The organism is Bifidobacterium sp. UTCIF-1 (assembly GCF_006408915.1).
GTDB classification, from domain to species: Bacteria; Actinomycetota; Actinomycetes; order Actinomycetales; family Bifidobacteriaceae; genus Bifidobacterium; species Bifidobacterium reuteri.
On sequence record NZ_JFAG01000016.1, the window covers coordinates 1 to 19,435 of the forward strand.

Here is a 19,435-nt window from a genome sequence, read left to right on the forward strand (position 1 = left end):
CCGCGTATTCGTACGCGATGCAGGACCTTCGGCTGTGTGTGAAGGCTGTCTAGCGCATACAAGGAGTGTGACGTGCCTCACATCGCATTGCGAGGTGTGGCATATCAAGCTGCAAGGTGCAGTGATGCGCGACTCGATGACAGCCTGACGTCTGTCTGACGAGAGGATTGCGAGAAAACGAAGTTCAGTGTCTGGTGGCGTAGAAGGCAACCGCGCTGGAAGCAGCCACATTGAGGCTATCGACGCCATGGCTCATGGGAATTTTGACGGTCAGGTCGGCGCGTGCGATGGTGTGATGCGACAGCCCGTCGCCTTCGGTGCCGAAAATAAGCGCGAGCTTGCCGATACGCGTCGGATCGTCAGCCGGCGCATGCAACCGGCGGGTGAGCTCTTCCAATGAGATGGAACGATTCTCAAGAGCCATGGCCACCGTGGTGAATCCCAACGATTTCAACTTGTCGATGCCTCGGAATGGCCAATAATGCTTGTCTTCCGTGCCATCTTCGTTAAAACCGGTGATTCGGGTCCATGGCACTTGGAACACCGTGCCCATCGAGACACGGGCGGCGCGACGATACAGGGGATCCCCGCAGGATGGCGTGACCAGGACCGCGTCCACATCCAACGCCGCCGCCGAACGCATCAAAGCCCCTACATTGGTGTGGTCGACGATGTTCTCCATCACCGCCACACGTGTGGCGGTCCGGCACACCTCTGCCACGGACGGCAACTGCCAGCGGCGCATGGCGCACAATGCGCCGCGGTGCAGCCGGTATCCGGTCAGACGCTTGAGCTGTTCGGGGGAGGCCACATATACGGGAATCGAATCGCCCCACCTCGCATCGATGAAGTCGAAGGTCTGTCGCATGCCTTCGAGCCAAGGCTCCTCCACCAGCAGCGAAAGCGGTTCCCTGCCAGCTGCCAGGGCGCGGTCGATGACCTTGGGCGATTCGGCGATGAAGACGCCTTTTTCCGGTTCCAGACGGTTGCGCAGCTGCATTTCCGTAAGGCTCACATATGCCTCGACGCGCGGATCGTCGACGGACTGCAATGTGATGAATCGCATGGTGAGCCTTTCGAATAACGAAAAACCCCTTGCATTGCAAGGGGTTTATCTGTGCCCGAGACGGGACTTGAACCCGTACGCCTGTATAAAATAGGCACTAGCACCTCAAGCTAGCGCGTCTACCATTCCGCCACCCGGGCAGGTGTCGTTTGGACAACGAGTAGATACTTTAGCAGCAAATTACGAAGATGCAATTCGCGCGTGTGTTCGGCGTGTCGCGTGTAGCCTTGAAGGCATGACTGATGCTGTATTCCTCTTCGACCCACAGGTCGATAACGTGCCGGTGAATAGCGATGAGCTCCATGCGGGATGGAAGCTGACACTGCCCGCCCATGTCAGGCGTCATGCCGTGCAGGCCATGCGATTGAAGGCGGGTGACAGCCTGCAACTGTCCGATGGACATGGGCTCAGGATCCAGGCGGTGATGTCGGATCCGGAAGAAGGACTGGCGGAAGTCGTCGAAGTCGGTCGGGAACCGGAACCGCTGACGAGGTTGTCGCTCATCCAGGCATTGGCGAAGACCGGACACGATGAACAGGCCATCGATATGGCCACGCAGATCGGCGTCGACCAGGTGGTGCCGTGGCAGGCCGACCGATCCATCGCCAAATGGAAGGCCGGTCGCACTGACAGGAAATGGGGTTCCGTGCTTGACGCAGCCACGGAGCAATCGCGCAGAGTGTTCAGGCCACGGCTTGAACCATGCGTATCGAGCAAGGAGGTCACGGCGATTTGCCGCAGGGCCTGCGTGCATGGCGATCTGGTCATCGTACTGCACCAGGACGCCACGGATACCTGGTCAGGCGTTGAGTGCAAGGTCTCACAGTTGATGGAACGCACCCTGGAAGACGGCCGGCCAAGAACCATCAGCGTGGTCGTAGGACCGGAAGGCGGCATCAGCGAGGCGGAGATCTCGGAATTCACCAAAGCGGGCGCTCTGACCTGCGTATTGGGCCATACCATCATGCGCGCAGCCACGGCGGGGCCTGTGGCATTGTCGCTGCTGTCGCGCGTCTTGGGGCGATACGAGTGAATCGGTGTTGAACAGCGGTTTTCCGTCACATCGAGTAACGGCCTCGCGCTAAGCTGAAACAGGAATGCAACCACAGAAGAACGAGGAGCATGATGAGCGAATCCGATGAATGCCTGTTCTGCAAGATCATCGCAGGTCAGATTCCCAGCAGCAAGGTCTATGAAGACGACACCACGTACGCGTTCAAGGACATCAATCCCAAAGCGAAGATTCATGTTCTGGTAGTGCCCAAGAAGCACTACGCCAATGCCGCCGAACTTGCCGCAGCCGATCCTGCCGAACTGGCGCACATCGTATCCATCGCCCAGCATATCGCCGATGAATCCTTCCACGGGGCGTACCGGCTGGTGTTCAATACCGGCCTTGACGCCGGACAGACGGTATTCCACGTGCATGCGCATGTGCTGACCGGTGAAAAGCTCGACGAATAGGAATCCATTCTTCCCGTGGCAACAACAACACGCACCATCACCATTCCTTCCCAGCTTGACCCGGTAGCTGTGTTCGGTCCGGTCGACGAGGTCATTCGTGAGGTGGAGAGGGCCTTCTCCGACCTGACCATCATCGTGCGGGGCAATCGTGTGGCCATAGTCTCCCGATCCAAGCAGACCGAGTCGCAGGCGGCACAGGCCGAAGAGTTCATCAATACCATCATCCAGGCCGCGTATACCGCTCCGATGGATGCGGATACCGTGCGTCGCATGCTTGACCAGAACGTATTGAAGAACCACGTACGGCTCGAGCATCCCGGCCACGGGCCGGCGCATGACAGACTCGTGCGGTCGACGGTCGCCGAGCGTTCCCGTGCGCGTACGGCAGGAGCGCACGACCCTGTGTATCGCAAACCCATTGTCCCCGGCGTCATCACCTTTGCCGCAGGTGTGCCCGTACGGGCCAAGACGCCCGGCCAGATGGCATATGTGAACGCCATTGCGTCACATACCATCACCTTTGGCATCGGGCCTGCCGGCACCGGCAAGACCTATCTTGCGGTAGCCAAAGCCGTGCGGGCGTTCCAGGACAAGGAAATCCGTCGAATCATCCTCACCCGTCCTGCGGTGGAGGCCGGCGAAAACCTGGGCTTCCTGCCCGGCACGCTGAACGACAAGGTCGACCCCTATCTGCGCCCGCTGTATGACGCGCTCGGCGACATGCTGGGCGCCGATCAGCTCAAGAAGCTCATGGACGACAACACCATCGAGGTGGCGCCTCTCGCATACATGCGCGGGCGTACGCTCAATGACGCCTTCGTGATTCTCGACGAGGCTCAGAACACCACTGAACAGCAGATGAAGATGTTCCTCACCCGTCTCGGCTTCAATACGCGGATGGTGATCACCGGCGATATCACCCAGGTCGATCTGGCCGTTCCCCGTTCCGGCCTCGCCACCATCGAGGGGATTCTGGACGGCATCGACGACATCGCCTTCGTGCATCTGAATACCGAGGATGTGGTGCGTCACCAGCTGGTCGGCAGGATCGTGGCGGCGTACGACCGCCATGCGGCGATTGCAGGAGATCATCGCGGTATGAGAGGCCGACGGCATGCCGCAAAGCCCGTGGAAACGACGAACCCGAGCGAGGAGTCCAATGAGCGTTGACGTGACCAATGAAACCCAGTGGAACATCGACCCCAAGGTGTTCTCCGATCTGGGCATATGGGTGCTCGATCAGATGCGGGTCAGCACCCAGTCTGATCTGACCATCATGTTCGTGGACCCCGACCCCATCGCGGAACTCCACATGAGATGGATGAATCTCGAGGGGCCTACTGACGTCATGAGTTTTCCGATGGATGAGCTGCGTCCTGGAGACGGCAAAACCGTCATGGAGGGTGTACTCGGCGATATCGTCATCTGTCCCTGGGTCGCCGCACAGCAGGCCGCCGCAGCCGGACACAGCACAATGAGCGAGATGCTGCTGCTCACCATCCACGGCATTCTGCATCTGCTCGGATACGATCACACGACTCCCGAACAGGAGCGGCAGATGTTCGGTCTGCAGCGCCAATTGCTGCTCACGTTCTTCGCTTTGCGTCAGGACGCCAACGTGCAGGCCACGCTGCCGGAAGGCACGCCCGACGCATTGGCCATATACGATGCCTCGCATGGCACCGGACGAGATCTCAACGCCAAACAATAGATTCAAGGACGGCACATCATCACCATGGAGTATTCCAGTACCACCCTCATCTCAGTCACTGTCATTCTTGTACTGACCGCTGCCTTTTTCGTCTGGCTGTCCCTGACGATGGCGGCGGCCGAAGGCGCAGTCGCCCGCGTGACCCGCGCCAGCCTGAACAACATGATTCTTGAAGTGCAGACCGACTCTGAAATGAGTCAGTTCCTCAAGATGAAGAAAATCGACAAGATTCACCGGGTGCAGCGTCTGATTGCGAATCGGTATGCCACGGCAGGCAGTTGCGCTTTCTTCCGCATCACCTGCAATGTGCTTGATGGCGTCCTCGTATGCGCCATCACGTCATTATGGGGGCTTGAGCTATGGATTAGCCTGCTGGCGGGGTTCCTGTTCGCCATCGTGGTGGCCGTGGTCTCCGTGTTGGTGCGTCCGCGCACAACCGGTATGGCCAAGCCTGTGGAGATCATGCTGTCCAGTTCGACCATCGTCGCATTGGGATGCAAGATCACGCCGTTCGCCCGCATCGGTTCCGAAAAGAACGGCAAGGGGGCGGGGCGCAAGTCCAAGGATTCCGACCTGTCGGACGATGAGGAGCTGGAGAAAATACAGCTCGAGCAAGGCAAGGCCGCCATCGATCGCTTGGTCGAATCCAATGATTTCGATCCCGAAGTCTCCGAAATGCTGCGCAACGTGCTGACGTTGTCCGATACGCTGACCCGCGAGATCATGGTTCCTCGCACCGACATGATTTGCATGGAGCGCGGCACCACGTTGTCTTCGGCATTGAAACTGTTCTCCCGTTCCGGATTCTCCCGTGTGCCGGTCATTGGCGAGGATGTCGATGATCTGATCGGCGTGGCGTATCTCAAGGATGCCGTGCGTGCCACCGCCTTCAACCCGTCCGCTCTAAGCCGCGAGGTGGAGTCGATCGTCCGTCAGCCTCTGCTGGTGCCTGAGTCCAAGCCGGTGGATGACCTGTTCCATGAGATGCAGCGTTCCCGTCAGCATGTGGCTGTGGTCGTGGACGAATATGGCGGTATCGCCGGTATGGTGACCATCGAGGACACGCTTGAACAGATCGTCGGCGAACTCGAGGACGAACATGACCGCATCCAGCACAGTGAGCCGGAAAAGATAGGCGAGAACAAGTGGAAGATGCCCGCGCGTACGCCGATCGCCGAGCTCGAGGAGATCTTCGAGATCGACATCGACGAGGACGATGTGGATACCGTTTATGGTCTGCTGACCAAGCTGATCGGACGGGTTCCGATCGTCGGGGCCTCCGCAGTCACTCGTGGACTGCGTCTGACTGCGGTCGATTCCGCAGGACGCCGTAAGAAGGTCTCCACCATCGTCGTAGAACCGGCACACGTCGAGGGTGACGAGGAAGATGGCACAATCAGTGAGAATGACGGTGGCGCATCCGACGGGGATGGGCAGAACGCCGGCAACGCCGACAAGGAGTGATATGACCCAAAGCGATGATCAGAATGAAGCCGTGAACATGGCGGTTGCCGTGTCCGTACAGGATGCGGACCGCACCCATGAAGCGTCAGAGGTGCCATACCGCTCCGGATTCGTTGCCGTGGTGGGGCGTCCGAATGTGGGCAAGTCCACGCTGATCAACGCGCTTATCGGCAAGCAGATCGCCATCGCATCATCTCGACCGGAGACCACGCGTAAGGCCATCCGAGGCATTCTGACCACCGAGCATGCGCAGCTGGTGCTGGTGGACACACCCGGCATTCACAGGCCGCGCACATTGCTGGGGCAACGATTGAACGATGTGGTGGAGGAATCGCTGTCCGATGTGGACGAGGTGGCGTTCCTGCTTCCCGCCGATCAGGAGATCGGTCCCGGTGACAAGCGCATCCTGTCCCGTTTGCGTACCGATTTCGCCGTCAAGCGCGAAGACGGCACGTTTTCCTGGAAGATTCCGCTGATCGCCATCGTCACCAAGATCGATGAGCTGAACAGACAGGCTCTGATCAACAAGCTCATTGAAATCAATGGTTTCGCCGATTTCACCGACATCGTACCGGTGAGCGCGTTGGAATACGACAATCTCGACGAGGTCAAGAAGGTGCTCATCGAGCATATGCCCGAAGGCCCAAAGATGTATCCCACCGACATGATCAGTGAGGAGCGTCCGGAAGAGACCATCGCCGAACTCGTCCGTGGAACGTTCCTCGAAGCGTTGGATGATGAGTTGCCTCATTCGCTGGCGGTTGTGGTGGACTCCATCGATTATCCGCAGGACAACGAAACCGGTGCCGGCTATGACGGCAAGGCCGAAGTGCATGTGTCGATCTATGTGGAACGCGACTCGCAGAAGCCGATCATCATCGGCAAAGGCGCGTCGAACCTTACCTACGTGAAGAAGAAGCTGCGCACGCCGGTCAACCGCATTGTCGGGCAGAAGGCGAAACTCGACCTCCATGTCAAGGTGGCCAAAGGCTGGCAGTCCGATCCTAAGCAGCTAGAGCGCCTTGGCTTCTGACGGTATATCGGCTCCCCTTGTCAGGGGAGCTGTCCCGCGAAGCGGGGCTGAGGGGTAGTGCATTCATCAACGAAGGAGGGGCTTCCCAATCGGGAAGCCCCTCCTCATATCCGCATGCTGTTTTCGTTTACTTCTTCCTGGTGTACATCTGGGTGTTCAGCAAGGTGGAGTAGCGCTTGATGACCTTGGGGCGAATCACCTTCATCGATGCGGTCATCAGACCGTTCTCCTGGGTGAATTCCTCAGGCAGGATGATGAACTTGCGCACGGACTCGGCCCTGGAGACGCCTTCGTTGGCCTGATCGACCCACTTCTGCACTTCGGCGCGCACCGCGGCGTTCTGCGCGGCGTCCTCCATCGACATGTGCTCGTCCAGACCTTTTGCGGCCAGCCACGGGCGCAACGATTCCTCATCCAGCGTGATGAGCGCGGAGATGAACGGGCGCTTGTCGCCCAGCACCAGAGCTTGGGAGACGATCTCGCAACGTTGAATCACTTCTTCGATCGGGCCGGGGGAGACGTTCTTGCCGCCTGCGGTGATGATGAGGTCCTTCTTGCGGCCGGTGATGTACAGGAAGCCGTCGTTGTCGATGCGGCCCAAATCGCCGGTGGCGTACCATCCGTCCTCGGTGAACGACAATTCAGTCGCCTCGTCGTTCTTGTGATAACGCGGGAACACGGCACGACCCTTGACCTGGATTTCGCCATCTTCGGCAATGCGCAGGGAGAAACCGGGGAACGCGATGCCGACGGATCCGGCGTGGAACGGGGTCCCCAGCGGGTTAAAGGCGCACGGAGCGGTCGTTTCGGTCAGACCATAACCTTCATACACCGGCACGTTCGCGCCACGGAAGAAGGCCAGCAGTTCGGGATCGAGCGGAGCGCCACCGGCCACAAACCACTTGGCTCGTCCGCCAAGTACCTCGCGCAAGGACGAATAGACAATAGGATCGAATGCTGCACGACGGGCTCTGGTCAGGGCTCCGGCCTTCCCGTTTGCCGAGATTTCCTTCATGTAATCCTGAGCGGCTACCACGGCGGAAGCGAACACCACGCCTTTGGGGCCGTGCCCGGCCTTCTGCGATGCGGCGTTGTACACCTTCTCCAACACGCGCGGCACCACGATCATGATGGAAGGCTTGGCCACCTGCAAGTCGCCGATCAGCGTCTTGATGCCGGTGGCGATGTAGATGTGAATGTCCGAGGCAACGACGATGTAGTTGATGGCGCGGGCGAAGGAATGCGCCTGCGGCAGGAACAGCAGGATGGTGTTCCTCTTGTCGTGCAACAGCTCGGGCATGTAGTCCGGCAGATTCAGCGCGGTCTGGCAGTAGTGCTCATGGGTCATCTCCACGCCCTTGGGCGCAGCGGTGGAACCGGACGTGTAGACGATGGAGCACAGATCGGTCTTCTTCACCGAATCGATGCGCTCGTCCAGTTCCTCGTCCGACACGCCGGCGCCGTACGCCTTGATTTCGTCAAGCGCACCGGTTTCGATGGTGAGGATGTGCTCGAGAGACGGGCATTCCTCCACAGCGCCATCCGCCTTCTCGCGCATGTCGGCATCCTGCACGATCAGCAGACGTGCATCGGAATTGTTGACGATGTTGCGGATCTGCTCGGCGGAATCGGTGTCGTAGATGGTCGCCAGCACGCCGCCACAGGCCATGATCGCCGCGTCCGTCAGATCCCAGTCATATGACGTGCGGCACATGAACGCCACGGCATCGCCCTTTTTCAGACCGTAATGCAGTAGGCCCTTGGCCACCGCACGCACGTCGGCCAGGAACTCGTTGGCGGTCACGGTGACCCACTCGTTGCCTGACTTGTACGTATACAGAGGTTCGTTGCCCATGCGCTTGGCGCGGTCCGCATACAGGTCGTAGATGGACGTGCCCTCATCCAGCGGCGGGTTGCCTTCGGTGGAGGTGGTGAGCAGACCCGAAACCGGATCGATGTCGGTGACGGTCAGATGTCCGTCATCCCAGTCATCGCTATGCGGCAGTGCGATGTCGGCTTCGACCGGCACGTCGGCGTTGGACAGGTAATCGGGCTCGTCCGGAGTGTCGTCGTGCACTGGGTGGACGAAGTCGGACCCCAGCCTCAGCGCCCTACGGGTGAGGTCGATGGTGTGTTGCGTGAAGGAATTGATAACCGACAATTCTTGCTCCTGCTATACGTGTCAATGCCGTCCGGGCATAGGCCAGTGGCGCCCGAACGCTTCTCAACAGACAAATTGTAATCGCGCGAACCGAACTCGTCACCTTACGCAACCGTAGGAAAACCTCGCGCAACGGTAAGAAATCAACCGATGCATCGGACATGTTGCGGTTACACTTGCATCTGGATAATCATTTCCATTCAAAGTTGAACAGAAAGGGGTCTCATGGCTGAAACCCAAGAACCCACCGTGGTGTTCGGCGTTGTGAACGAAACGTCCGAAACGGAGTCCCGCGTCGCGCTGACGCCGGATATCGTCACCCGGCTGCGCAGGAACGCAGTCTCCTGCATCATCGAATCCGGTGCCGGGACTGCCGCAGAATACACCGATGAGGATTATGAGAAAGCCGGAGCCGTGGTCTCCGACCGTGCAACCGTGCTGGGCAAGGCCGATGCACTCGGCTTCGTCGACAGGCCATCCGCAGGAACAGTCAGCAAGCTCACAGCCGGCCAGTGGGTTATCGGCATGCTCGGTTCCTTCACGGATGCCGAGTACATCGACGCGTTGGAGCAAGCCGGATTGGTCGGCATCGGCATCGAGAAGCTGCCGCGCAAGCTCTCCAGCGCCCAGTCTATGGACGAGATGACCTCACAGAACTCGGTCATGGGATACAAGGCTGCCATCACGGCAGCTGACGCCTATGGGTCGTTCCTGCCGATGATGACCACCGCAGCCGGCACCATCCGCCCGGCCAAGGCGCTGGTGCTCGGAGCCGGCATCGCCGGACTGCAGGCCATCGGCACGCTGCGTCGACTCGGTGCAGTGGTCACTGCCTACGATGTTCGTCCTGCGTCCAAGGGGGAGGTCGAGTCCCTTGGCGCCAAGTTCCTCGATTTGGGGCTCGATTTCTCCGCAGGTCAGGGTGAGGGCGGCTACGCCCGTGCGCTGAGTGCCGAAGAGCAGGCGCAACAGCAGGCTGCAGTGGACAAGAAGGCCGCCGAATTCGACATCATCATCACCACAGCCAAGGTTCCCGGCCGCAAGCCTCCGGTACTGCTCACCGCCGCCGGCGTCAAGGGACTGCACCGGGGTGCCGTGGTCGTCGACTGCGCGGCCTCCGAGCTCGGCGGCAATGTCGAGGGTTCGGCAGTGGGGGAGCAGGTGACCGAGGGCGGCGTCAAGCTGATCGGCGCCCCGTACCTCGCCTCCGGCGTGGCCACCACTGCATCCAACCTGCTGGCCCGCAACGTGGCCGACATTCTCGTGCACTTCATTCGCGACGGCAAGCTCAGTCAGGATCTGAGCGAAGAGCTGGACGACGCTTTGGTGGTCGCCGGCCGCGCCGAGGTCGTTCCGGCCGAAGAGCTTGCCACGAAATCCGAGTGAGTCAAGGAAGAAGGATTGATCATGCCTACACTCGTCGTATCCATCACCTTATTTGTGCTCGCGCTGCTCATCGGCATCGAGGTCATCGGCAAGGTGCCGGCGACCCTGCACACGCCGTTGATGTCCGGCGCGAACTCCATCCACGGCATCGTCATCGTCGGCGTGGTGATTGTGGCCGCCGAAGCCAATTCGCCATTGGCCTATGTGTTCATCTTCCTGGCCGCCGTGCTCGGCACGATGAACGTGGTCGGCGGCTATGTGGTCACCGACCGCATGCTGGAGATGTTCAAATCCAATAAGAACGAGAAGAAGGGAGAGTCGAAGTAATGGCCTCCGCAACCGTGGGAACCATCGACATCGTCGCCTGGTTCGTATATCTGTTCTCGGCCGTCATGTTCGTGATCGGCCTGCACTTCATGAACTCCCCGAAGACCGCGCGCAAAGGCAACCAGATCTCCGCGTTCGGCATGGTTGTTGCCGTGCTCATGGCGTTCATCGTGCTCTTCGCCAAGGGATTCGTGAACACCGTGGCCGTGGTGGTGCTCGTCGTCGGCATTCTTCTGGGCGCGGTGGCAGGTGTGGTCTCCGCCAAGAAGGTCAAGATGACCGACATGCCGCAGCTGGTCTCCGTGTTCAACACGGTGGGCGGCGGCGCGGCCGCGTTGGTGGCGTTGAACGACATCCTCACCAAGGAAGGCACGCCGGACATCGTCGTGCTCATCACCGCTGGCCTCGGCATCCTCATCGGTTCTGTGACCTTCACCGGTTCGCTGATCGCCGCCGGCAAGCTGCAGGGCATCAAATGGGTCAAGAAACTCTCGCTGCCCGGCAAGGGCGTGTGGAATGTGCTGTTCGCCGTGCTGTCCATCGCCGCATTGGTCATGCTGTGCGTCCAGCCCGAGCAGCGTCTGCTCTGGTCGATTCTGACCACCGTGTTCGCCCTGTGCTACGGCTTGGTGTTCGTCATTCCGATCGGCGGCGCCGACATGCCCGTCGTCATCTCCGTACTCAACGCATGCACCGGTACGGCCGTGGCCATGTCCGGTCTGGCCATCGACAACGTGGCGTTGATCGTGGCCGGCGCGCTCGTCGGCTCGGCCGGCGTGACCCTGTCCATCCTCATGGCCCAAGCCATGAACCGTCCGCTGCTGTCCGTCCTCGCCGGCGGCTTCGGCGGTGGTTCCGGTGCAGCCGCTGCAGGCGAGGGCCCGGAGGGCACGATGAAGGAGACCACGCCCGACGATCTGGCAGTCCAGCTCGTCTACGCGCAGAAGGTCATCTTCGTGCCCGGCTTCGGTCTGGCTCAGGCTCAGGCCCAGCGCGAGCTCGCCGACCTCGGCGAGCTGCTGAAGAACCATGGCGTCGAAGTGTCCTACGCTATCCACCCGGTCGCCGGCCGTATGCCGGGCCACATGAACGTGCTGCTCGCCGAGGCCAACGTGCCCTATGAGGAGCTCGTGGATCTCGATGAGATCAATCCGCAGTTCCCGCAGGCCAACGTGGCCCTGGTCGTCGGCGCGAACGACGTGACCAACCCGGCCGCACGCCGCCCCGGCACCCCAGTCTCCGGCATGCCGATTCTCGACGTGGACAAGGCGCAGAACGTGGTCGTCATGAAGCGCGGCCGCGGCATGGGCTACGCAGGCATCCAGAACGAGCTCTACTTCGAGGACAACACGCAGATGCTGTTCGGTGACGCGAAGAAGAGCCTGCAGGCCGTCATCGCCGCCGTCAAGGAATTGCTGGCCTGATTGCCGCAATCCATAATCCATAGAACAGGGGCTCCCCAAAGCACGCATGCAGTGCGATGGGAAGCCCCTTTCGTTTTTGGCAATCGTAGCGATCGTGTCGGCGGATTATAGGCGATGCGCCGTGCCGGGTTCAAGTTGGCGCTACGGCGCCATCCTGGCTGTTCAGACCCGCGACTGGAATGGCGCGGACGGCAGGCCATCCCCATTGAACAACGGTGCCGGCCCCCAGCTGTACCAGCCGTAACGCACCGCCACGGGTTCGGCGACGGCATCGGATTCAACGATTACCGAATCGCCGTCAATCCGTGCGTCAGCGGGATGATAGACACCATCCATCCCCGCCACCTCAAACCCGGACAAACCAGCCGGCATCCGGTCGTACGGCAACGAGGCCGGCATTTGAGGCATCACGCCTGTGATGTTTGAGGTGACGGCCATGCGATGAACGTCGTCATCCCAGCCGTTCCACCGGTCGAATCGCAGTGCTCGTGCATGGGCGAACTGCACGCGCAGCTTCTGTGGCTGCTCCTGTGCGGGAAGGCCGCCAAGGTCGCGGGAGACCTCAGTAACCGTCGGTCCGTCAGCGGCAACATCCATGCCATAGACGTGCTCCTCGGCCACCATCGCCGCCCGCTCGCCGACTGGACGTTTGTCCGTCGGATGGATGTTGTTGAATTCGCCGGTATCGAATGTGATCACCGGGTAGGAGCCTTCGGTGTCGTGTGCCACGTCGACCTGCGCCTGACGGATATGCGGCCAGAACATCGGATCGATCCCGGACTCATATACGCTCTTATCGATCCAGCGCGGCAGCTGCACGATAAGGAACGACAGATTCCGGTCCTTCCATAGACCTCGCCATTCGCCGATCATGAGCTTGAGCAGGTCCCGATAGCTCTCATGATGTTGCTCGTCCTCTTCCCCCTGATACCACAGCACGCCGCGTGCTCCGAATGGTGCCAGGCGCGAGACCATGGCATTGAACGCCCCGGTGACATGGTATTGGGAGAACGGTGTGACCGGCGGAGGCCATGGGCACTGACCATACCGCTCGTTGAGCGTGTCCCAGGTGATGTCCGGTTCAGCGGCTTGTGCGGCACTGATTTCTACGTTCCACTTGTCGAACCGTTGTTGCCAATCCTCGGTCTCTGCGTGGAATTCAGCGTCGGTCTTACCATCGACCTGTGCATGGTACCGTTCGAGATACCCGCGTCCGGCCGCATGCGACGCCAACGTACGCTCGCTCATCCACGCCGAGACCGACGTGCCTCCGACATAACAGTCGATGATTCCCACAGGCACGTCGGAGGCGAGGTCGCGGCGTAGCCGATGCGCGAAGTGATACGCTATCGCGGACATCGTGCCGCAGCTATCAGGGCAGCACGCGCGCCACGACGAGGAATCCTCCGCTGTGATGAGGTCGTCGTCCACGAACCCTGACTTCGGGACATTGAAGAACCTCAGCAACGAGTCGGACGACTCTGCCATGGTGCTGCGCGCGTGCAGGTCGTTGCGCAGCTCGAATTCGATGTTGCTCTGTCCTGAGGCAATCCATACCTCGCCCACCATTACGTTGAGATAGGTAAGGCTGATGTCTGCGCGGTCGCTGATGGTGAGCGTGTACGGTCCGCCGGCTTCCAGCGCTGGCAGGAAGATGAGCCAGTCGCCATCGGCATCTATGGTTCCCATGCCGGTGACGCTGTCCGTCTCGGACATGGATGATGTGTGTATAGGCGTCTGCTCAGCGTCCGAGGTAAGGGTGACCACGACGGTCCTACCCGGCTGTCCCGTGCCAAACAGGGGAATCGGTTGGCGCCGTTGCAAGACCATATCGTGGGAGAAGATCGCCGCCGGTCTCAGTTCGGCGGCACCGGTGGGCTTGTCCGCCGCGGCTTGGATGCCGCTGGCGTCGACCCCGCTGGCATTGGCCCCCGGTGCCGGTCCTGTAGCCGTCTGTCCGTTGCCTGTCATGATCTCACGCCCCTTTCGTCTCATCGGCCCAGATACCGTCACCGAGCGAGCCGATGAATTCGACGAGTTCCCTCGCCATCTCCTCATGCTCCGGCACTCGTGGATGCCCGGGAGTCGCCGACCCGTTGCGCGAATACAGGAAGTGGTGGGCGATGGCACCTGCCTTCATCGGGGGGACATTGTTTACGGTCGTGTGGCCGAATGATACGACGGAGTCATTGCCTATTGACTCATTGAACGTGCGTACGGCCTCATCGATCGCGCGGTCCCATGACGGATCATGGTATAGCACGGTGGTGGTGCATATCAGCGTCGCTTGGGGATACACTCCGTGGATGGCACGCAGGAAATCGACGTACCGGGTTCGCCAATGCCGGGCCTCGACGCCGTCATAGTCGTCGGCCATGAAGTCATGAGGATGAGAGTCGTTCTGTCCGACGGCTACGACGACCACGTGCGGCGAGTACCGGGAGAAATCCCACGGTTTGGCCGCGCCAAGCACGGGGTTGTACTCGATGCGGTCCCAAATGCCTTCCATGCCTATGTAGTCAGGCCCGTTGAACCAGCCTATGCCATCCAGCAGGGACGCGCCGCCCTGAGCGGTGACATGGACCTGAGCCCCCAGTGCACGCGCCGTAATCGCCGCGTACGAACGCCATGAATCGCTGTAGGAGCTCAGATCGACGTCCGGATCGCCCTTGCCGGCGTACAGGATGGCCTCGTTCCGTTCGCCGCAGGACACGGAGTCGCCGAATACCTCGATACGGCGTGACGGTTCCGTGGCAGTCGGCGGCATGACCTGCGCGCCGGCGTCCACGCCGAATCCCAGCAGTTCGAGGTAATGCTGTCCGTCCTGACGCTTGAACACCACGGCCTCATGCACGATGTCGGGGAGATGCTCGGCCAGTGCGAGTGTGACAGGCCCGTAGGATGCCCCATGTGCGCCATCGGCGCCGGAGGGAATACGAACCTTGGTTTCCGCTCCGTCGATGATGACACCGATATGGCTATCGCCATAACACCAATGGTTGATGAGCGTCACGGTCAGCGATGTCCCGGTGAACCGGAACGCCGCCTGAGTGTAGGGATATACCCATACCGGCCGCTCCGGATTGTCGTCATCGATGCGTCCCATGGTTCGGATGGCCGGGTTGTTGGGGAAGATGGTGATGGGCTTCTTCGCCTCCGGTAATGCGGAATTCTTGTCCGCGCACGACATTGTCATCGAATGCTCCTCATTGATGGTGTTCAGTCCGTCGATGCAGTGGTTCGGATCGATATTGCGACTTAGTTTATAATCCAAGACTCGCAACACCTTAACCGCTTCATGTGAATATGATACACTCATTGCGGACGAAACGAATCATCGGTTGATTCGGTCGCCAACGAAGGCAATGGACGCGTAGCAACGCTTCCGTCACGAACACATCATCATGAAAGGACCGTCCACATGACGCTTTCAGCAAATTTCATGTTCGGCACCGCCACGGCGTCGTACCAAATCGAGGGTGCGGTGCATGAGGGAGGACGCTGCCCCTCCATCTGGGACACGTTCTCCCACACCGGTCACACTGTCAACGGTGACACCGGCGACGTGGCCACGGACTCCTACCACCGGTACAAGGAGGACATCGCCCTGCTCAAGGACCTCGGCGTCGACGCCTACCGGTTCTCCATCGCGATGCCCCGCATCGTGCCGACCGAAGGCGGACCGACCAACGAACAGGGTCTCGATTTCTACGAGCGCGTGGTCGACGAGCTGCTCGACAACGGCATCAAGCCCGTCGCCACGCTCTACCACTGGGATCTGCCCCAGTACCTTGGGGACAAGGGCGGATGGCTGAACCGTGACACCCCCTATCGTGTCGCCGACTATACCCGCCGCGTGGCGGAACGACTCGGCGACCGAGTCGACACGTGGATCACGCTCAATGAGCCCTGGTGCTCCTCTTACCTGAGCTACGGCGGCACCGAGCACGCGCCAGGAATGGGCGGTGGCCCCGTCGCGTTCGAGGCCGTGCACCATCTCAACCTCGCCCACGGCCTGATGACCGAGACTCTTCGCGACGAGCTCGGTGAACGGGCACAGATCGCCGTTACCCTCAACCTGCAGATCAACCGTGGCGATGCCGATGCCGTGCATCGCACCGACCTGATCGGCAACCGCGTGTTCCTCGATCCGATGCTGCGTGGCTACTATCCGGACGAGCTGTTCGCCGTCACCAAGGGCATTTGCGACTGGTCGTTCATCAAGGACGGCGATCTCGAGCAGATTCATCAGCCGATCGATATGCTCGGCATCAACTACTATTCGACCGGACTCGTCGCCATGAGCGACCGTCCGCAGTTCCCCCAGTCCACCGCGGCGAGCACATTCCCCGGCTGCAGCGACATCGACTGGCTGCCGACCCCCGGCGAACACACCGAAATGGGCTGGAACATCGACCCGGACGGCATGTACGACATGCTCGTGCGTGTACACGACAACTATCCGGAGATGCCGCTGTTCATCACCGAGAACGGCATCGCCTGCGCAGACGAGATGGTCACCGAAGCCGACGGCACCAAGGCCGTGCACGACGACAAGCGCATCGACTACCTGACTCGGCACTTCGACGCGGCCCGCCGCGCGATGGAGGTCGGCGTCGACCTGCGCGGCTACTTCGTCTGGTCGCTGCTCGACAACTTCGAATGGGCGTTCGGCTACACCAAGCGCTTTGGCATCACCTATGTGGACTATGAGACGCAGGAACGTGTCCCGAAGGACAGCTTCAAGTGGTACAGGAAGCTCATCGCAACCCGTGAGCTGCCTAAGCTGTGACAATGCCGTGATGGTATTGAAGCGGCTATCTTTTTCTATGTTCCTTTGATGTGAGTGGCGGAACTCGCTCGCTCAGCACACGCTGAACGAGCGAGTTCCGCCACTCATGCAGTGCACGGGCGTTTCTGCCCGTGCACTGCATGATCCATACGCCACATTCTTCGGTTCGATGACGTCCTGCACATCGAGCCATCCCTACGAAAGGACTTCGATATGACAATGGTGTCAGCAGTCGACGGGCGTATGCTGTACGGCGGCGACTACAACCCGGAACAATGGCCCGAGGAGATCTGGGCCAAGGACATGGAACTGTTCCATGAGGCCGGCATCAATGAGGTCACGCTTAACGTGTTCTCCTGGTCCAGCCTGCAACCCGACGAGGAAACCTACGATTTCAGCCGGCTCGACCGCATCGTGGACACGGTCACCGAGGCCGGCATGAGCATCATCATGGCGACCTCCACCGGAGCGTTGCCCTCATGGCTGTCGCTCAGGTACCCCGAAGTCGAGCGCGTCGACTTCTACGGGCGCAAACACCGGCAGGGGGAGCGTCACGACGCGTGTCCGAACAGTCCCGTCTATCGCAGGCTGTCGGCGGCGCTCGCCGGCAAACTCGCCGAACGATACGGCCATCTTGAGAACCTGGTCGGCTGGCATGTGAGCAACGAGTATGGCGGGTACTGCTACTGCGAACGTTGTACTGAAGCGTTCAGGCAGTGGCTGCGCGCACACTATGCGACGATCGATGAGCTGAATGGAGCATGGAACACGGCATTCTGGAGCGGCACCTTCCATTCGTTTGATGAAATCGGCCTTCCTGATTTCGCCGGAGACGGCATCGACGGGAACCGTGCCGTGCTTCCCGGCTACACGATTGATTATCGGCGGTTTTTCAGCGATTCGATTCGCGAAGCATATCATCTTGAGAAGTTGGCGATTCGTGAGTTTGATCCGACCACGCCGGCTACCACGAACTTTATGTGGCGTTTCGACAACTACGACTATCAAGCGTGGGGAGGCGATCTCGACATCGCCTCGTGGGACTGCTATCCGCAGCGTGATACGAAGCCGTCGAGTACGGCATTCTGGCACGAGGTGATCCGCGGCATCAGACATGGCGAAACGTTCTTGCTGATGGAACAGACGCCAAGCCGCCAAAACTGGCAAGAATACTGCTATCTCAAAGCACCGGGCCAAATGCGCGAAATGAGTTGGCATGCGGTTGCACACGGTGCTGATTCGGTTCAGTTCTTCCAATTGCGCCGGTCGCGTGGCGGTTGCGAAAAGTTCCATGGTGCGGTGATTGATATCGATGGGTCGAATCGCACGCGTGTGTTCCGTGAGGTTGCACAGCTTGGTGGGGAACTGAAGGCGGTTGGTTCGCGGCTGCTTGGTTCACGTAGTACGGCGCGAGTTGCTGTGCTGTTCGACTTCCAGAATTGGTGGGGTCTTGAAGCATGCGTCGGACCGACCCGTGGACTTGATTATGTGGATGAGTGCGAACGGTATTTTGCCGAATTTGCACGACGCAACATTGCGGTTGATGTGGTGCCATTGAACGCTGACTTAAGCGATTACGATGTTGTGCTGGCGCCGTGTCTGTATATGATGCGAAACGACACAATTGCCGCGTTGCGCGAGTATGTGGACGGCGGCGGGCGCCTGCTCCTGACTACGATGTCGGCGTTGGTGGACGAACATGACAACCTGTTCCAAGGCGAATGCCCGGTGCCGCTACGCGATGTGGCCGGCGTATGGGCTGAGGAAACCGACGCGCTGCCTCCGGATATGGCTGTGCCACTGGTCGTGGGAGACTGCGCAGATGCCAAGCTGACCGACGATGCGCAGGAAATCGGCACATGCGGACTTCTGTGTGACATTCTGCATCAGGATGATGGCACGCGCGTACTGGCCCGCTATGGCGGTGACGCATTTTATGCGGGTACGCCGGCGATTACTGCGCATGGTTTTGGGGACGGTCGTTGCTGGTACGTTGGTACGATGCCTGATGCCGATGGTACGCGCATGATTGTGGATGATGTGCTGGCCGGTACAGGTATTCAAGCGACGCCTAGCCCGGATGGTACGGAGATTGTTACGCGAGTTGCTGCCGATGGTACGCGGTTCACGTTCATGCTGAACACTACTGCGCATGTACAAACGGTTGTTGCCCCGTGTGATGGCATTGACCTGCTCGCAGGCGTTGAGACTGCTGGTGCTGGCAGGACGAGCGGCGAGGCGAAGGATGGCACCGAAGGCGTGAATAAAGCCGGATGCGATGCGGCTCCTACGGTTGCTTCAGGTTCCGTTATTACGCTCGAACCTTACGGTGTGGTACTTATCGAATCCCATGCCTGATGGTTCTCGCCTGACTATTCGATCATTCTCCGTGCCGAGCATCGGCTGAGGGCGATTGCAGAATGGGGGGTGCTATCCAACACCGTGGATAGCACCCCCCCATCGTGTAGTGGCCCTCACATGGTGCGATTAAGCAAAATGGCTTAATGACGTTGCTGCTGGATGGGCGCTGAGCGATTCCATGGACGTGTAGTTATGCCTGAGAATGGCAGTATAGACCAGCAATACATAAACGCTTAAGTACGAGCT

Annotated in this window: 15 protein-coding genes and 1 tRNA gene; 11 read left to right on the top strand and 5 right to left on the bottom strand. The window is 60.0% G+C overall.

Annotation, left to right across the window (positions count from 1 at the left end; genetic code table 11):
- Positions 1-184: 184 nt before the first annotated feature.
- On the bottom strand, positions 185-1,066 hold the full coding sequence (locus BW09_RS07970; protein WP_140463128.1) for an RNA methyltransferase: 882 nt from the start codon (positions 1,064-1,066) through the stop codon (positions 185-187).
- Between the two features lie 52 nt (positions 1,067-1,118).
- Positions 1,119-1,206: transfer RNA gene (locus BW09_RS07975), tRNA-Leu, on the bottom strand.
- Between the two features lie 95 nt (positions 1,207-1,301).
- On the opposite strand from BW09_RS07975, the gene BW09_RS07980 reads away from it, so the two are divergent.
- From BW09_RS07980 to era, 6 genes are all read left to right on the top strand, one after another.
- Positions 1,302-2,099 carry a 16S rRNA (uracil(1498)-N(3))-methyltransferase gene (locus BW09_RS07980; protein ID WP_044088350.1) on the top strand — a complete coding sequence of 266 codons (798 nt, stop codon included), beginning with the start codon at positions 1,302-1,304 and terminating at the stop codon, positions 2,097-2,099.
- 92 nt (positions 2,100-2,191) lie between these two features.
- On the top strand, positions 2,192-2,530 hold the full coding sequence (locus BW09_RS07985; RefSeq protein ID WP_044088349.1) for a histidine triad nucleotide-binding protein: 339 nt from the start codon (positions 2,192-2,194) through the stop codon (positions 2,528-2,530).
- A 15-nt stretch (positions 2,531-2,545) separates the two neighbouring features.
- A complete protein-coding gene (locus tag BW09_RS07990; RefSeq protein ID WP_044088348.1) occupies positions 2,546-3,700 on the top strand; it encodes a PhoH family protein in 1,155 nt (384 codons plus the stop codon).
- Positions 3,690-4,241 carry an rRNA maturation RNase YbeY gene (ybeY, locus tag BW09_RS07995; protein ID WP_044088346.1) on the top strand — a complete coding sequence of 184 codons (552 nt, stop codon included), beginning with the start codon at positions 3,690-3,692 and terminating at the stop codon, positions 4,239-4,241. The genes BW09_RS07990 and ybeY overlap by 11 nt, the downstream gene beginning before the upstream one ends.
- Before the next feature lie 24 nt (positions 4,242-4,265).
- Complete coding sequence (locus tag BW09_RS08000) at positions 4,266-5,705, top strand: hemolysin family protein (RefSeq protein WP_044088345.1); 1,440 nt, start codon at positions 4,266-4,268, stop codon at positions 5,703-5,705.
- Positions 5,706-5,742: 37 nt separating this feature from the next.
- Positions 5,743-6,738 (top strand): GTPase Era, encoded by a 996-nt coding sequence (era, locus tag BW09_RS08005; protein ID WP_140463136.1) that lies wholly within the window; start codon positions 5,743-5,745, stop codon positions 6,736-6,738.
- Positions 6,739-6,865: 127 nt separating this feature from the next.
- Here the strand turns inward: era and BW09_RS08010 are convergent, their stop codons facing one another.
- Positions 6,866-8,899: a long-chain fatty acid--CoA ligase gene (locus tag BW09_RS08010; protein WP_044088343.1), complete on the bottom strand. Its 2,034-nt coding sequence runs from the start codon at positions 8,897-8,899 to the stop codon at positions 6,866-6,868.
- Positions 8,900-9,124: 225 nt separating this feature from the next.
- On the opposite strand from BW09_RS08010, the gene BW09_RS08015 reads away from it, so the two are divergent.
- The 3 genes from BW09_RS08015 to BW09_RS08025 are packed head-to-tail and all read left to right on the top strand — an operon-like array spanning position 9,125 to position 12,036.
- The gene (locus tag BW09_RS08015; protein WP_044088342.1) at positions 9,125-10,285 is read left to right on the top strand and encodes an NAD(P) transhydrogenase subunit alpha; all 1,161 of its coding nucleotides are present in this window, start codon (positions 9,125-9,127) and stop codon (positions 10,283-10,285) included.
- Positions 10,286-10,306: 21 nt separating this feature from the next.
- Positions 10,307-10,612, top strand: a complete 306-nt coding sequence (locus BW09_RS08020; RefSeq protein WP_033890970.1) for an NAD(P) transhydrogenase subunit alpha — start codon at positions 10,307-10,309, stop codon at positions 10,610-10,612.
- A complete protein-coding gene (locus BW09_RS08025; protein ID WP_044088340.1) occupies positions 10,612-12,036 on the top strand; it encodes an NAD(P)(+) transhydrogenase (Re/Si-specific) subunit beta in 1,425 nt (474 codons plus the stop codon). Before BW09_RS08020 ends, BW09_RS08025 begins: the two co-directional genes overlap by 1 nt.
- A gap of 162 nt (positions 12,037-12,198) precedes the next feature.
- Here BW09_RS08025 and BW09_RS08030 read toward each other — a convergent pair whose 3' ends face one another.
- Positions 12,199-14,007 carry a sialate O-acetylesterase gene (locus tag BW09_RS08030; RefSeq protein WP_140463126.1) on the bottom strand — a complete coding sequence of 603 codons (1,809 nt, stop codon included), beginning with the start codon at positions 14,005-14,007 and terminating at the stop codon, positions 12,199-12,201.
- Between the two features lie 4 nt (positions 14,008-14,011).
- Positions 14,012-15,142 carry a GDSL-type esterase/lipase family protein gene (locus BW09_RS08035; protein ID WP_308810341.1) on the bottom strand — a complete coding sequence of 377 codons (1,131 nt, stop codon included), beginning with the start codon at positions 15,140-15,142 and terminating at the stop codon, positions 14,012-14,014.
- Between the two features lie 315 nt (positions 15,143-15,457).
- On the opposite strand from BW09_RS08035, the gene BW09_RS08040 reads away from it, so the two are divergent.
- Positions 15,458-16,828, top strand: a complete 1,371-nt coding sequence (locus BW09_RS08040; RefSeq protein ID WP_044088338.1) for a GH1 family beta-glucosidase — start codon at positions 15,458-15,460, stop codon at positions 16,826-16,828.
- 243 nt (positions 16,829-17,071) lie between these two features.
- Entirely contained in the window at positions 17,072-19,186 is a 2,115-nt protein-coding gene (locus BW09_RS08045; RefSeq protein WP_223848066.1) for a beta-galactosidase, read from the top strand.
- The last annotated feature ends 249 nt before the right edge of the window (positions 19,187-19,435 follow it).